12 protein-coding genes are annotated in these 15,624 nt (G+C 44.6%); 2 read left to right on the plus strand and 10 right to left on the minus strand.

Annotated elements, in window-relative coordinates:
* Positions 1–62: 62 nt before the first annotated feature.
* Positions 63–461, minus strand: a complete 399-nt coding sequence (locus C6Y07_RS02450) for a DUF3221 domain-containing protein (protein WP_223254138.1) — start codon at positions 459–461, stop codon at positions 63–65.
* A gap of 274 nt (positions 462–735) precedes the next feature.
* On the opposite strand from C6Y07_RS02450, the gene C6Y07_RS02455 reads away from it, so the two are divergent.
* Positions 736–2,556, plus strand: coding sequence for an assimilatory sulfite reductase (NADPH) flavoprotein subunit (locus tag C6Y07_RS02455; protein ID WP_106156199.1), 1,821 nt, complete (start codon positions 736–738; stop codon positions 2,554–2,556).
* A 37-nt stretch (positions 2,557–2,593) separates the two neighbouring features.
* A complete protein-coding gene (cysI, locus tag C6Y07_RS02460; RefSeq protein WP_106156201.1) occupies positions 2,594–4,312 on the plus strand; it encodes an assimilatory sulfite reductase (NADPH) hemoprotein subunit in 1,719 nt (572 codons plus the stop codon).
* 29 nt (positions 4,313–4,341) lie between these two features.
* Here cysI and C6Y07_RS02465 read toward each other — a convergent pair whose 3' ends face one another.
* The 9 genes from C6Y07_RS02465 to C6Y07_RS02505 form a co-directional block, all read right to left on the minus strand.
* Positions 4,342–6,276 (minus strand): AMP-binding protein, encoded by a 1,935-nt coding sequence (locus tag C6Y07_RS02465; protein ID WP_060596483.1) that lies wholly within the window; start codon positions 6,274–6,276, stop codon positions 4,342–4,344.
* 13 nt (positions 6,277–6,289) lie between these two features.
* Complete coding sequence (locus C6Y07_RS02470; protein WP_106037285.1) at positions 6,290–7,813, minus strand: acyl-CoA carboxylase subunit beta; 1,524 nt, start codon at positions 7,811–7,813, stop codon at positions 6,290–6,292.
* Between the two features lie 18 nt (positions 7,814–7,831).
* Positions 7,832–8,614, minus strand: coding sequence for an enoyl-CoA hydratase (locus C6Y07_RS02475; protein WP_066030812.1), 783 nt, complete (start codon positions 8,612–8,614; stop codon positions 7,832–7,834).
* 14 nt (positions 8,615–8,628) lie between these two features.
* A complete protein-coding gene (locus C6Y07_RS02480; protein ID WP_060596486.1) occupies positions 8,629–9,537 on the minus strand; it encodes a hydroxymethylglutaryl-CoA lyase in 909 nt (302 codons plus the stop codon).
* Positions 9,538–9,548: 11 nt separating this feature from the next.
* Positions 9,549–9,764: an acetyl-CoA carboxylase biotin carboxyl carrier protein subunit gene (locus tag C6Y07_RS02485; protein WP_034660850.1), complete on the minus strand. Its 216-nt coding sequence runs from the start codon at positions 9,762–9,764 to the stop codon at positions 9,549–9,551.
* Entirely contained in the window at positions 9,761–11,110 is a 1,350-nt protein-coding gene (locus C6Y07_RS02490) for an acetyl-CoA carboxylase biotin carboxylase subunit (RefSeq protein WP_106156203.1), read from the minus strand. Before C6Y07_RS02490 ends, C6Y07_RS02485 begins: the two co-directional genes overlap by 4 nt.
* An 8-nt stretch (positions 11,111–11,118) precedes the next feature.
* Complete coding sequence (locus tag C6Y07_RS02495; protein WP_066030809.1) at positions 11,119–12,756, minus strand: AMP-binding protein; 1,638 nt, start codon at positions 12,754–12,756, stop codon at positions 11,119–11,121.
* Positions 12,757–12,798: 42 nt separating this feature from the next.
* On the minus strand, positions 12,799–13,941 hold the full coding sequence (locus C6Y07_RS02500) for an acyl-CoA dehydrogenase family protein (protein WP_066030808.1): 1,143 nt from the start codon (positions 13,939–13,941) through the stop codon (positions 12,799–12,801).
* 142 nt (positions 13,942–14,083) lie between these two features.
* Entirely contained in the window at positions 14,084–15,622 is a 1,539-nt protein-coding gene (locus C6Y07_RS02505) for a glycoside hydrolase family 10-like protein (RefSeq protein ID WP_106156204.1), read from the minus strand.
* Between the last annotated feature and the right edge of the window lie 2 nt (positions 15,623–15,624).

Consider the following 15,624-nt stretch of genomic DNA (forward strand, 5'->3'; position numbering starts at 1 on the left):
GAAAAACTCTAGGGTTTTTCTCCTTTTTTATTTGTGAATTTTAAGAAGTGCTCATTGCCCTCCTACTTATCCATAATGATTTTATATTTTTCGACCGTTGCTTTAGGAGGAAACGATTCTTGTAACTCATCAAACCAGATCTCAACCGTTTGACCCTGTGCCAGCTCTTTAGTATCAACTTTCGATAAATCCATAATGATGAGATCATGTTTATACTTATCAATAAGAAGGTGAGTATTCAATGAATAATCGCTTTTTAGAGGAGTTTTATTGTTTATAAGAAGTAAACCAGTCTCCTCTTTACTCAGCAGTATGCCTTTTTTTGAAAAAGGCGTTGTTGTTTTATTCTTATTGTATGAATCCTTTATATTGTCCTTTGGAGAATTGCACGCTACTAATAAAATGAGAAAAATCAAGAAGACAAACCGAAAACATTTTATGTTTTTAAACTTTAGCTGCATCAACTTTCCTACACCCCTTTTCAATTCTTCACGATAGCTTCTTCATGCTAGCATTCTCAGAACAAAACGCCTATTTTTCTTAAGGTGCTTTATAAGTTAAGCTGATTTACCTTCAAGTTCATTCACCTTGTAAAGGTATTAGAAATCTTAATCATGACAATCAATATTATATATTTTACTTAATGGCAAACTTTCGGTAAAGTTCAAATTGAACCTATATATATAATTCCTATCGAATTAATCTATGTTTATATTTCTTGTGAGGTGGATATCGTTGCAACTTCATGTATTGAACAGTCCTTTTAGTCAGCAGCAGGCAGACTTGCTCAATCAGCTGCTTCCGACTTTAACAGATCAACAAAAAATTTGGCTTACCGGTTATTTATCAGCACAGGCAGCTCTAGCCGGATCAGAAACGGCCGCTCTGGCCCCTACTCCTTCTGCCGCAGCCCCTGCGCAGCCTGTCAGTAAAGATGTGACCGTACTTTATGGCTCGCAAACAGGCAATTCTGAAGGATTAGCGAAAAAGACAGCGCAGCATCTCGAGGAGAAAGGTTTTCAAGTGACGCTCTCTTCTATGTCAGATTTTAAACCAAATAATCTGAAAAAAATACACAATTTACTGATGATCGTCAGCACACATGGCGAGGGAGATCCGCCTGATAATGCCCTTTCTTTCCATGAATATGTCCATGGTAGACGTGCGTCAAAGCTCGATCATTTAAGCTTTTCTGTTCTTTCGCTTGGCGACAGCTCTTACGAATTCTTCTGTCAGACTGGAAAAGAATTTGATGAGCGCTTCAAAGAACTTGGCGGAACGCGCCTTATAGGCCGAGTGGATTGTGACCTTGATTATGATGAGCCGTTTTCTGAATGGCTTCAAGGGGTGACATCGGCACTTAGCGAAGGTGAAGCCGCAGCATTCCCGCAAGAATCAGCAGGAGCAAACAACCAAACAGCAGCTTCTGAATATTCAAGAACGAATCCTTTTTATGCGGAAGTTCTTGAAAATATCAACCTAAATGGCCGCGGCTCTAACAAAGAAACCCGCCATTTGGAGCTCTCTCTTGAAGGATCAGGACTTGTTTATGAGCCGGGTGACAGCCTTGGTATTTATCCAACAAATGATCCTGCGCTTGTTGATGAACTGCTCACGACATGCGGATGGAATGCAGAGGAAGCCGTAACCGTGCATAAAAACGGCGACACTCTTCTTTTGAAAGAAGCACTCACCTCGCACTTTGAGATTACAGTATTAACAAAACCCCTTCTTCAAAAGATGGCGGACTTTACAAAAAGTGAAGCCCTCCATGCCCTTTTAGAAGAAGGGAATGAAGAAAAGTTAAAAGCGTATATAGCAGGAAGAGATCTAGTAGATGCAGCGCGCGATTTTGGTCCTTTTGAAGGAACAGCCGCAGATTTCACCGCTATTTTAAGAAAAATCCCTGCACGCCTTTATTCGATTGCAAGCAGCCTGAAAGCCAATGAAGAAGAAGTTCATTTGACAATAGGTGCTGTGAGATATGATGCACACGGGAGAGAACGCCAAGGTGTCTGCTCCATCTTATGTGCGGAGCGCTTAGAGCCAGGTGATACACTGCCTGTTTATATCCAGCACAACCAAAACTTTAAGCTTCCTGAAAACCCTGATGCACCGATCATTATGGTGGGACCAGGCACAGGTATCGCTCCTTTCCGTTCGTTTATGCAGGAACGAGAAGAAATCGGTGCAAACGGAAAGTCATGGCTATTCTTCGGTGATCAGCACTTTGTGACGGATTTCTTATATCAAACTGAATGGCAAAAGTGGTTAAAAGATGGTGTCTTAACGAAAATGGACGTGGCTTTTTCAAGAGATTCAGAGGAAAAGGTATATGTCCAGCACCAAATGAAGAAACAAAGTAAAGAATTATTCGAATGGCTGGAGCAAGGTGCCTATGTATATGTCTGCGGAGATGAAAAACATATGGCGCATGATGTTCATGGTACCCTTCTATCGATCATCCAAGAAGAAGGTGCGATGAGCAAGGAGAAAGCAGAAAGCTATTTAGCCAATTTGCAGCAGCAAAAACGCTATCAGCGTGACGTATATTGATTGATTTGATGCTTGAAAGAAAGGAGCTTTTACTTACATGGTGAAGACAGCATTAACAGCGCCGGATGGACCTCCGAGCGACGTAGAGGAAATCAAAGAAAAAAGTGATTATTTACGGGGTACGTTAAAAGAAGTGATGCTTGATCCGATTTCAGCGGGTATTCCTGATGATGACAACCGCCTGATGAAGCATCACGGCAGCTATTTACAGGATGATCGAGACCTCAGAAATGAACGGCAAAAACAAAAGCTTGAGCCAGCCTATCAATTTATGCTGCGCGTACGCCTGCCTGGCGGAATCGCCACATCTAAGCAGTGGCTAGTGATGGATGAGCTTGCTCACAAATACGGAAACGGTACGTTAAAGCTGACTACTCGTGAAACCTTTCAGCTTCACGGTATTTTAAAATGGAACATGAAAAAGACCATTCAAGACATCCATTCTACTATGCTAGATACAATCGCTGCTTGCGGCGACGTGAACCGGAATGTCATGTGTACATCAAACCCCTATCAATCAGAAGTGCACCATGATGTATACGAGCTGGCCAAAAAATTAAGTGATGACCTGCTTCCGCAAACGAGAGCGTATCATGAAATTTGGCTTGATGAGGAAAAGGTAGCGGCAACGCCTGATACAGAGGTTGAGCCGATGTATGGTCCGCTTTATTTGCCAAGAAAATTCAAGATTGGTGTGGCGGTCCCTCCTGCTAACGATATTGATGTCTTTTCGCAGGATTTAGGCTTCATTGCGATCATCGAAAATGAGCAATTGATCGGCTTTAATGTCGCAATTGGCGGTGGAATGGGCATGACGCATGGTGATACAGCAACCTACCCTCAGCTGGCAAAGGTGATTGGCTTTTGTACACCGGAACAAGTTGTAGAGATTGCGAAACAAGTGATTACCATTCAGCGTGACTATGGAAACCGTTCGGTGCGAAAAAATGCCCGCTTTAAATATACAGTGGACCGCCTCGGTCTTGAGAATGTAAAAGAAGAGCTTGAACGACGCCTTGGGTTTGCCCTTTTAGACGCAAAAGATTATCACTTTGATCATAACGGAGACCGCTATGGCTGGGTAAAAGGCATCAATGGCAGATGGCATTATACGATGTTTGTAGAAGGCGGCCGCATCACGGATTACGATGACTACCCGCTGATGACAGGTATTCGGGAAATTGCAAAGATTCATACAGGTGACTTCCGCTTAACAGCGAATCAAAATTTGATCATTGGAAATGTCACTTCTCATAAAAAGAAACAAATCGAGCAGCTCATTCAGGAGTTCGGTTTATCAGATGGCCAGCAGCACTCTGCACTCCGCCGCAGTTCAATGGCCTGTGTTTCTCTTCCAACATGCGGCTTAGCGATGGCAGAAGCAGAACGCTACCTTCCACTCTTGATTGACCGAATTGAAGAGATTGTTGAAGAAAATGGCTTAAGTGATAAAGAAATCACGATTCGAATGACTGGATGTCCAAATGGATGTGCCCGCCATGCGCTAGGTGAAATTGGCTTTATCGGCAAATCACCTGGCAAATACAACATGTATCTTGGCGCTGCGTTTGATGGCAGCAGATTAAGTAAGCTGTACCGTGAAAATGTTGGTGAGGAAGACATTTTAAACGAGCTTGGCTCTCTGCTCCCTCGCTATGCAAAAGAACGAGAAGACCAAGAACATTTCGGTGATTTTGTCGTTCGGGCAGGGATTGTCAAAGAAACAACAGATGGTACGAATTTTCATGTGCAATAAAAAAAGACAGGACACTCTCCTGTCTTTTTTTATGGATTCTGTTTCCGTTTCAAGTATTCGCAAATGCTTTTGTACACATGAGGGTTTTCTAAAGAAGAAAGATCTAGTGAAGGCTGCTGTTCATAGGCTCCTTTTAATAAACGCCGGACGATTTTTCCGTTTCTTGTTTTCGGCAAAGCTGAAATGAGATGAATTTCCTTTGGCATGAGCGCTTTTCCCGCGTGTGAACCAACATGTGTTTTGAGCTCTCGAATCAGTTTTGCTTCGTCACAAGATTGTGAGCTAGTCACGATGAAGCACACGAGTGCCTCCCCTTTCACCTCATCCTTTACCCCAATTACAGCTGCCTCATGTACAGCTGGATGACTGACAAGAATGGATTCAATTTCTGCTGGACCGACACGTTTTCCTGCTGTATTAATGACATCATCTGATCTGCCCGTGATATGGAATGTGCCATCCGCTGATTGCATCACCCAATCACCATGTGTCCACACCCCATCAAATCGTCTGAAATACGTGTCCTCATATCGCCCCAGATCTTTCCAAAAACCACATGTCATGCCGACCCATGGTTTTTTCACAACAAGCTCTCCTACTTCATTTATGACGCTCTGACCTGCTTCATTATACACATCTGCCGCCATTCCTAAGATCGCCGCATTAAAAAGGACTGGTTTGATTGGGCGAAGCAGCGTACTTCCTACAATTCCGCCAGAGACTTCTGTTCCTCCTGAATAGTTTAGAATTGGAATATGCTTTTGACCGATTTTGTCAAAAAGCCATTGCCATGGTGCTTCATTCCACGGTTCACCTGTAGAAATGATGGCTTTGACATGCGGCAGCTGAATACCTGAAAGGTTTTGCTGCATCGCAGACCGAACAAACGTAGGTGAAAGCCCAAAGTGGGTGACCTTTTGCTTGTGAATGAATGACCAGAGATGCTGTTCATCTGGATAATCGGGTGCACCGTCATATAAAACGATTGCAGCTCCGTTGATCAAGCCGCCAAAGACGAGAAATGGCCCCATCATCCAGCCCATGTCTGTGAGCCAAAACAAACGGTCTCCTTTTGCAACGTCCATACAAAGACCGGCGTCAAAAGCAGCTTTTATAGGGAAGCCTGCGTGTGTATGGACAGCTCCTTTTGGCGTACCAGTTGTTCCAGAAGTGTATAAGATCATGAGAGGCTCTTCATTTGTGAGATAGGTCGTTTCACTTATCGGATCTTCTTTTAACAAATCGTTTAGCCTAATATCTCCTTCATATTCAGTATCAGAGGAGGTGTGTACAATGACGGTTTTGACGGTCGTGGTTTTGTCGATGGCTTCTGCTGCACATTCCCGCATATTGATCTTCTTCCCGCGGCGCGTCATGTCGGAGCCTGTGACGACAATGGCTGCACCTGACGCACGAATACGCACGGCAAGAGGCTCGCTTCCATAGCCGGAGAAGACGGGGCTAAAGATGACACCAATTTTTGCAAAGGCTAGCATGACAGCGACCGTTTCAGGAATCATTGGCATATAAATGACCGCCACATCTCCTTTTTGAAGCCCATTCTTCAAAAAACCAGCAGTGAGGCGATTAACCTTTTCCTGAAGGTTGAGATACGTCCATCTCCTCTCTGCCCCAACTTCATTTCTCCAAATCACAGCTGGCTGATGCTGGGTCTCTTCGTTCTCTGCCCATTTGTCCACGGCCGTTTCGGTCACGTTTAGTTGACCGCCTTTATACCACTTCGGCCACATGAATGAATCTTGACCTAATGCGGCTTCATACGGCACCTTCCACTTGATGCCGACCGCCTTTTCAACTTCTCTCCAAAACCAATCGGTACGCTCGATACTAGCTTCGTAGAATGCATCATAAGTAGAGAAACCAAGTGAGTGCATCCATTTGTAAAGACGTGTATGTTTCACCTTCTGCTCTTCCGGTACCCATGCTGGTTTCAGGTTCATCATAAGGATGCCCCCTTTAGACCGGATAGACCGGATGTTTTCGTCTTGTAAATGTCATCTCTTTTGAGGAATAGGCTTGTAATCGATGACAAAGCTCAGCTCGCAGGTGGTCAAACGGGATGACGCCATCGACAATCATTTCAGAGGCAAGCTCATATATATTCATATCTTCCTGATATTCCTTACGTTTCTCTTGTATAAATGCAGCTCTCTCTTCGGCAGGCAGCTCTGCAATTTTATTCGCATAGACAGCATTCACAGCCGCTTCTGGCCCCATGACAGCAATTTGCGCTGATGGAAGAGCAAGACAGCAGTCTGGTTCAAACGCTGGTCCTGCCATTGCATATAAACCTGCACCGTATGCTTTACGCACAATGACCGATATTTTCGGAACGGTTGCCTCTGACATAGCGGAGATCATTTTCGCCCCGTGTCTAATAATGCCAGCTTGTTCCACTTTCGTTCCAATCATAAATCCCGGTATATCCGCAAGAAAAAGGAGCGGGATATGAAAGGCGTCACATAGCTGAATAAACTTGGCGGCTTTGTCAGCTGAGTCATGGAATAACACCCCGCCTTTCACCCTAGGCTGGTTGGCAATAAGACCAACAGGCTGACCATTCATGCGGCCAAAGCCTGTAATCAGCTCCGCGGCAAACAGTTTTTTGATTTCAAAAAATGACCCTTCATCAATGAGTAAATAAATGAGCTGATACATATCAAAAGGGGTATTCTGCCCCTTAGGGATAAGGTCTTGGATGGTCATCTCAGATGGCTGAGGTGCTTTTGCGGCTGCCCGTTTTGGTTTCTCTGTATAGTTGGCAGGCATGTAGGTTAAATAGTCGCGAGCGATTTGAATGGCTTCTTCCTCTGTTTTGGCTAAAATATCACCACATCCTGATATGCTGCAATGCATGTTTGCCCCGCCCATTTCTTCTAGTGATACTTTTTCTCCAATCACCATTTCGGCCATTCTCGGAGAGCCTAAATACATCGAGGCATTCCCTTCGACCATAACGACGATGTCACAAAAAGCAGGAATGTAAGCACCTCCTGCTGCAGAAGGACCAAATAGTAAACAAATTTGCGGGATACGTCCAGACAGCTTCACCTGGTTATAAAAAATGCGTCCCGCGCCCCTTCTGCCTGGAAACATGGCAATTTGATCGGTGATTCTTGCACCCGCAGAATCGACTAAATACAGCATCGGGCAGTTGAGCTTTTCCGCTGTTTCTTGGATTCTAATGATTTTTTCTACCGTTTTGACGCCCCATGATCCAGCTTTGACGGTAGAATCATTCGCCATGACGCAAACCGTTTGCCCATTCATCCGCCCCGTCCCTGTGACAACCCCATCTGCTGGTAAATGTTGATCTTTACACTCGGCAAACATGGCATCCTCAATGAAAGAATCCTCATCTAATAACAACTGGAGCCGGTCACGGACGAACAATTTTCCTTTTTCTTTGTTTTTTTGATGGTATCGTTCGGCTCCTCCTTTTACAATCCGCTGTTTTTTCACTTCATATTCTTCGATCATGCCCATTCCCCTTTCTTGCTAGTTGCCTCGGTAATGAGGCGTTCGTTTTTCTTGGAAAGCTTGAAGTCCCTCCATTCGATCTTCTGTATCAATGAGCCGTACATAGGCTTCGTATTCCTTCATCAGACCTGTACGTAAATCATGATCAAGGCTCATTTGAATCGCTTGTTTCGCTTCTTTTAAAGCAATTGGGCCGTTTTTGGCGATTTGTTTTGCGAGAGAAATGGCGTCATCCATAAGAGAATCTGCTAAAGAGAGGTGCTCAATCAACCCGATTTGAATGGCTTCTTCAGCTTGTAATGAACCACCTGTGAAAATCAGTTCTTTTGCTTTACCGAGTCCAATCAGGCGCGGAAGCCGCTGGGTTCCTCCGGCTCCTGGTATGATGGCTAGTCCAGTTTCTGGCAGGCCGAGTCTTGCTCCGGCTCGTGCGATGCGGAGATCACAAGCCAGTGCGAGCTCAAGGCCTCCGCCAAGTGCGTGTCCATTCATCATGGCAATGACAGGCACAGGAAGGGAGTCAATTTCTGTAAAGGTTTGCTGAATCGACAGAACCGCCGCTTTTGCTTCTTCTTCTGTCATCAATCGTCGCTCTTTTAAATCAGCTCCTGCGCAAAAGACGTTAGAACCAGCTCCTGTAATGAGCAGACAGCGGATGCTTTCATCGTGTTTGATTTCTTGAATGATTTGATTGATTTCCTCAAGCATCGCAGCGGATAGGGAATTCGCTTGTTCCGGCCTGTTTAAGGTCATGATCCCAATCCGTTCATCTTGTATCATAAAATTAACCAATGATGTCATGTCACATTCATCCTTTATGAAGTAGTATGAGAGTGAAAAGCACGTAAACAATGACTAGGCAGGGTTCGTTCTACTTTTGTTTCGATCCATTCTGCCGCTTTTATCAATGCAGGAAAATCGATATTTGTTTTAATTCCTAGTTTTTGAAGCATATGCACTACATCTTCTGTCGCGACATTTCCGCTAGAGCCAGGTGCATATGGGCAGCCACCAAGCCCGCCGCTAGAGGAGTCAAATGTTGTGATTCCCGCTTTTAATGCCGTATAAATATTGGCAAGACCCATCCCCTTCGTATCGTGAAAATGTAGAGCGATTTTATCAGCAGGAAAACGTTCAAGTAAAATGTCTAATCGCCTTTCTACTTGAAGCGGATGGGCTTCTCCAATGGTGTCGCCGAGTGATATTTCATCAATGCCATAAGAGAGCAGAATATCCGTTAACCGCAGAACTTGATCCATTGGCACTTGATGTTCATAAGGGCAGCCAAACACGGTAGAAATATATACGCGCGTGATCTTTCCTGCTGCTTTTAAATCAGCTGTCATTTGTTTGATGACAGGAAGTGTTTCGTGGATGGATTGATTCATATTTTTTTTGTTATGTGTTTCACTCGAAGAGATAAACATAGCGCCTGCGTCAAGATTTGCTTCAAAAAAGTGAGCCAAGCCTTTTTCATTAGGAATGAGTGCAGCATAGGTGATGTTGTCATTTTTGTGTAAGGATTGAGCTAACTCTTTGGCGTCTTTTAAGGCTGGGACCCATTTAGGATGAACAAATGAGGTGACTTCAATATAAGGGAGCCGGGCTGCTGTGAGCAGTTCAATCCACCTTTGCTTCTCGCTTGTGTCCAGCCAAGTGGATTCATTTTGCAGTCCGTCCCGCGGGCCGACCTCTCTAATAAGTACACGCTTTGGTAATGCCATCTCGCTCACTCCTATTCTGTCAGCTCTAGAAGGACCTCTCCTTCATCGACAAATTCCCCCTCTGCCTTATACACTTTGCTGATGACACCAGCCTCTTCTGCAACAATTGGAATCTCCATTTTCATTGATTCCAAGATAGCGACCTCCTGCCCTTTTTGCACTTCATCGCCTTGTTTCACAAGAAGCTTCCATAAGTTTCCGGCCATTTGTATCGTGACCATTTTCATGAACGGTTCCCCTCCCTTTTTTTCATGAGAAAATCGGTTGTGATGCTGCCATGTAAGAAAGCAGAAGATCCAGCCATTTCCCTTAAAAGCGGTAAGTTGGTTTTGATCCCTTCTATTTCATATGCTTGTAACGCCTTTTTTAATCGTTCTATTGCAAGTTTTCGTGTATCACCGTAAACGATCATCTTCGCAATCATTGGATCGTAATATGGGGTAATGACGCTCCCACTTGTCACACTTGATTCATGGCGTATATAGGGAGCTTCTGGCATAAATAGCCGAGTGATTGTTCCTGGTGACGGATAAAAGGTAACGGGGTCCTCCGCATAGATTCTGACCTCGATGGCATGCCCAATTTGATGAATATCCTCCTGAATGAAGGAAAGCGGCTCTGATGCAGCGATTTTCAGCTGCTCCTCGACAAGATCAATACCTGTAATTTCTTCTGTGACAGGGTGCTCTACTTGTAATCTCGTGTTCATCTCTAGAAAATAAAATTGTTGGTTTTGATCGACTAAACATTCAATCGTCCCTGCATTTTCATAGCCAATGGCTTTGGCTGCTTTGACGGCCATCTGTCCCATCTGTTGTCTCACTGATTCATCGAGACAGACAGCTGGTGCTTCTTCGATGATTTTCTGGTGTCTTCTTTGGAGTGAACAGTCGCGCTCAAATAAGTGAACCCCATGGCCGAAGGAATCAAAAAGGACTTGAATTTCAATGTGCCGCGCGTCTTCAATGACCTTTTCCATATAAAGCGTCCCGTCGTTGAAAAAACTTTGCGCTCTTTTTTGATTTCCTTCAAAAGCTTTATGCAGCTCCTCGTCATTTCGCACAAGCTGCATGCCAATTCCCCCGCCTCCGCTTGATGCCTTGAGCATGATCGGATAACCGAGTGACTGGGCTTTACTGACTCCTTCTTCTGCGTCATGGAGCGGGGCTGAAACGCCTGGTACAATGGGAACCCCCGCATGGTCCATCGTTTTTCTCGCTTCAATTTTATTCCCCATTCGCTGAATGACCTGTGCGGATGGTCCAATAAAAATAATTCCTTCGCTGCGGCAGCGTTCAGCAAAGCCCGCATTTTCTGATAAAAGGCCATATCCAGGGTGGATGGCATCTGTATTTGTCTGCTTGGCAACCTCGATGATCACTTCCATGTTTAAATAGCTTTCAGATACTTTCGCGCCTCCAATGAGATAGGCGCTGTCTGCTTCTTGCACATGAAGCGCATGCTGATCTGCCTCTGAATAAACAGCCACGGTGTTGATCCCGAGCCTTTTACAAGTCCGAATAATTCTACGAGCAATTTCGCCTCGATTCGCAATGAGTACTTTTTTGAACATCGCTGCCCTCACTCCTTTATTAGATCAAGCGCCTGTTTTTTCAGACGAAATTTTTGAATCTTCCCTGATGCGGTCATCGGATACTCGTCTGTGATGAAAAAATATTTTGGAATTTTGTAGCGAGCCATTTGTGACTGACAATAGCTGGTTAATGACTCAATCGTCACTGTGTGACCTTGTTTGAGCCGAATGAATGCGGCGGCTTCCTCTCCATAGGTCTCGTCAGGAATACCAACGACCTGTGCATCAAGAATGGCTGGATGCGTATAAAGAACGTCTTCAATCTCTTTTGGATAAACATTTTCCCCGCCTCTAATGATCATATCTTTCAGCCGTCCTGTGATTTTCACATAGCCATCCTCATCCATCTCCGCTAAATCCCCTGTATGAAGCCACCCGTCCTCATCAATGACTTCATTTGTGGCTTCTTCATTTTTATAGTAGCCTTTCATCACATGATAGCCTCTTGTACACAGCTCGCCTTGTTCTCCTCTTTGTACTTCATCCGGCGTACCTGGGGCGGTGATTTTTACCTCGATGTGAGGAAGTGCCCGACCGACTGTTTGAACCCGCCTTTCAAATGAATCATCTGTTCTTGTTTGGGTAATGACAGGTGAGCTTTCGGTCTGACCGTAGGCAATCGTGAGCTCCTTCAGGCCCATTTGTTCAATGACTGCTTTCATCACATGGGATGGGCAAAGAGATCCTGCCATAATGCCTGTTCGTAATGTGGACAGATCGTATTGGTGGAAATTCGGATGATCAAGCTCTGCAATGAACATTGTCGGGACGCCATGAAGAACAGTGCACTTCTCTTGTTCCACTGTTTGAAGGACTCGCTCTGGGTGGAAAGATTCAATTGGAATGATCGTGCCTCCTTTTGTGAGACAAGCAAGTACGCCAAGAACAGATCCAAAGCAATGAAAGAACGGCACGGGGATACACATGCGGTCTTCATGGGTGAGCTTCATGCGATCTGCGATCTGACTGGCATTGCAGACGATGTTTGTATGGCTGAGCATGACGCCTTTTGGGTAGCCGGTTGTGCCAGAGGTATATTGCATATTAATAACGTCATCAGGCGCCAGCTCATCCATTCGTTTCTCCCATGCATCATCCTCCATTCTTTTAGCAGCAGCTTGAATACTGTCCCAGCTGCGCATGCCCTTTGGCGTGTGCTCGCCAATATATACAACACTTTTTAAATATGGAAATGATGATGAAGTGATCTCGTCTTGATGAGCTGTTTGAAGCTCTGGAATGAGGTTTTCAAGCATCCTGACATATGATGTCTCTTTAAACCCGTCAACGATAAACAGCATGCTGCTATCAGAGTGCTTTAGTAAGTAAGCGAGTTCTTGTGATTGAAAGTTCGTATTCACGGTGACAAGAACGGCTCCAATGGAGGCGCAGGCGAATTGCAGCATGAGCCATTCAGGGACATTAGGTGCCATGATGGCGATATGATCCCCTTTTTGAACCCCTAATGCCATAAGACCTTTCCCTGTTTCCTTGACCTCTCTAAAAAACGCTTCGTATGAATAACGTAATGAACGTTCTGGATACACAATGGCTTCATGTGCTGGGTGCTGCTCCTTTTTCTCTTTTAATAGGGAGCCGATCGTTTGTGGATGAATCGACATCATGATTTTCCTCCTCCATCAGTGGTAAGCGTTTTCATAAAAGGGTTATGATAGCAGTTGTCTCGCGATGACTAGACGCTGAATTTCAGAGGTGCCTTCCCCGATTTCCATGAGCTTGGCATCTCTCACAAGCCGTTCTACCCCGCACTCTTTCATGTAGCCTGTTCCTCCGTGAATTTGGACAGCATCAAGACTTGCTTTTGTGGCCATTTCCGAAGCGAAAAGCTTGGCATAGGCAGCTTCTTTTGTAAATGGCTTGCCATGATCTTTCAGCCAAGCGGCTTTCCACACCATTTGACGAGCAAGTTCTATTTGCATCGCCATATCTGCCAGTTTAAATTGAATGGCTTGAAAGGACGAGAGGGTCTGCCCAAATTGCTTTCTTTCCTTTGCATAGGAGAGAGAAGCATCTAGTGCAGCTTGCGCGATACCAACAGATAAGGCAGCAATTGATATGCGTCCCCCGTCTAATGTATATAAAAATTGCTTGAAGCCTTTGGCTGGGTCTCCTAATATATGATGTGCTGGTACACGTACGTTGTCTAAAATGATTTCAGCCGTATCTGAACCGCGCACCCCCATTTTGTCGTATGGATTTGTAATGGACAGCCCTTTTTGACCTTTTTCTACAATGAAGGCGGAGATGATCGGGCGACCGTTCTCATCATGATCCGTGACAGCTGTGACGATAATGGTTCTGGCAAAATTGGCATTTGTGATCCAGCACTTCTCCCCGCTAATCACATACTCTTGTCCGTCTTTGACCGCTTTTGTTTTCGTCCCTTTTGCATCTGATCCTGCATTTGGCTCTGTTAATCCGAAGGAACCGAGTGCTGTTCCAGATGCCAGCGGGACAAGGTGATCCATCTTTTGCTCCTCTGTACCGAAGTAATAAAGCGGGCTTGCGCCTAAGGAAACGGCTGCGGCATAGCTAAGACCTGTACTGGCACACTGTTTTCCGATTTCTTCTACAGCGAGCGCATATGAGATCGTATCTCCTCCTGAGCCTCCGTATTTCTCTGGAAAAGGAATGCCCATCAAGCCGAGTTCTCCCATTTTTTGAAAAGTTTGGACCGGGAATACGGCCTGTTCATCAATGGTTTGAGCGAGTGGTGCAATTTCTTCCTTGGCGAATTCTTTGACCATCTGCCGAATCATTTGTTGTTCTTTCGTTAATTCAAAATCCATCTTGTTTCCCCCTTTGGCTCTTTTCTATCATATTTATTAATCAAGTGGCTGCTTCATGCCAAGCTTGGCTGAATTCAGAAAATTAAAACAAAAATAATAGAAAAAAGCATGAACGAAGAAAATCCTCATTCATGCTTTTTCGTTATCTCACTTTTATTGTAGAAGGCTTGCTTTCGTGATGAAGTCGATTGAGAGCCGTTACTTTGTAAGTATCACTCTTATTCTGATGAACTGAAAGATCTTTGACAGATGTCAGCGTGCCGGTTTCTTTTCTAACGGTTTGCAGCAATTCATATGTTCCTTTCGTCGTCAAGCGATAGACCGCGTAATAGGATGCGGTAGATTGCGGATCATTTTTGATCTGTAAAGCCGCACCCTCTGCTGTCTTTTTAATAGATTGAATGATTGGTTTTTTTGGCGCTTTCTGATGAAGCCAAGGCATTTCTGGAATGAGAGCCGGTTTACGGTAAGCATCTTCTATCAATCGATTTTTGACATTCAAAGGGTTGCGATTGATATCCTTTAGGCTAAAGTGCATGCTTCCCTGCACGAGAGGCGACTGTCTGTTCAGTTTGATCTGCCGAAAGTATTCTTCTGGATCAGACCAAGCAGGATCACTGTTTTGATTAATTTTATACGTCGCCTGACCAATGTACAGGTGAACAGGCTCTCCCTTCACTTCATTTGACCACCATTTTGTTAGCACATCGTATGCGGCTGCCTGAAAGCCGATGCTCCAGTAAATTTGCGGGGTGACATAATCGATATCGTGCTGCTGAATCCACTCTCTTGTATCAGCATACAAATCATCATAGTTGGTCATCCCTGCTGTGGTGTTTGAACCAGTCGGATCATCCTTTATGTTGCGCCAGACTCCGAAGGGGCTAATACCAAACTTCACATACGGCTTTACTTTCTTCACGGTGTCGTTGATTTGCTTGACCAATTGGTTCACATTATCTCTTCGCCAATCTTCTATATGCGTGAATGCCTTTTTTCCATATGTTTCATACGTTTCTTGATCTGGAAACGGCACACCGGCTATTTTATTCGGGTAAAAATAATCATCCATATGCACTGCATCAATATCGTAGTTTTTCACGACTTCTTCTATGCTGCCGACAATGAACTCCTGAGCTTTAGGAATGCCTGGATTGTAGTAAAGCTGATTACCGTACGCAATAGTCCAATCTGGATGTTTTTTTGCAGGGTGATCGGCTGATAAACGGCTGAGGTCGGTATGATTCATTGTGATTCGATACGGGTTAAACCAAGCGTGAAATTCGAGCCCGCGTTTATGAGCTTCTTCGATCATGAATTCAAGCGGGTTATACCCGGGATCTTTCCCTTGCGTGCCGGTCAAATATTCGGACCACGGGCCGTATGCCGAAGGATAAAAGGCATCTGCTGTCGGTTTAATTTGCATGATCACGGCATTCATATTCATCGCTTTGATCTCATCTAACAAATGAATAAACTCTTGTTTCTGCTCTTTGACAGGCAGTCCTTTCTTTGAAGGCCAATCTAGGTTATAAACCGATGCGATCCATACCGCGCGCATCTCTCTTGTGCTTTCAAGCTTCCCTTTTGGCATTGGACGAGCTAGACTGCTAGAAGGAATCAATAAGAATACAAACATCAAAATTAGTGTTAGACACGTCATACTGATTTTTTTCAGCATTT

Origin of the sequence: Bacillus sp. LNXM12-1, from assembly GCF_003004375.1 — a bacterium.
Taxonomy (GTDB): Bacteria; Bacillota; Bacilli; order Bacillales; family Bacillaceae; genus Bacillus.

Excerpts from the sequence above, each read along its gene's own strand:
- C6Y07_RS02450 (WP_223254138.1), bottom strand. The coding sequence starts at position 461 with ATGCAGCTAAAGTTTAAAAACATAAAATGTTTTCGGTTTGTCTTCTTG.
- C6Y07_RS02505 (WP_106156204.1), bottom strand. The coding sequence starts at position 15,622 with ATGCTGAAAAAAATCAGTATGACGTGTCTAACACTAATTTTGATGTTT.
- C6Y07_RS02490 (WP_106156203.1), bottom strand. The coding sequence starts at position 11,110 with ATGTTCAAAAAAGTACTCATTGCGAATCGAGGCGAAATTGCTCGTAGA.
- C6Y07_RS02485 (WP_034660850.1), bottom strand. The coding sequence starts at position 9,764 with ATGAAAATGGTCACGATACAAATGGCCGGAAACTTATGGAAGCTTCTT.
- C6Y07_RS02495 (WP_066030809.1), bottom strand. The coding sequence starts at position 12,756 with ATGATGTCGATTCATCCACAAACGATCGGCTCCCTATTAAAAGAGAAA.
- cysI (WP_106156201.1), top strand. The coding sequence starts at position 2,594 with ATGGTGAAGACAGCATTAACAGCGCCGGATGGACCTCCGAGCGACGTA.
- C6Y07_RS02500 (WP_066030808.1), bottom strand. The coding sequence starts at position 13,941 with ATGGATTTTGAATTAACGAAAGAACAACAAATGATTCGGCAGATGGTC.
- C6Y07_RS02475 (WP_066030812.1), bottom strand. The coding sequence starts at position 8,614 with ATGACATCATTGGTTAATTTTATGATACAAGATGAACGGATTGGGATC.
- C6Y07_RS02480 (WP_060596486.1), bottom strand. The coding sequence starts at position 9,537 with ATGGCATTACCAAAGCGTGTACTTATTAGAGAGGTCGGCCCGCGGGAC.
- C6Y07_RS02465 (WP_060596483.1), bottom strand. The coding sequence starts at position 6,276 with ATGATGAACCTGAAACCAGCATGGGTACCGGAAGAGCAGAAGGTGAAA.
- C6Y07_RS02470 (WP_106037285.1), bottom strand. The coding sequence starts at position 7,813 with ATGATCGAAGAATATGAAGTGAAAAAACAGCGGATTGTAAAAGGAGGA.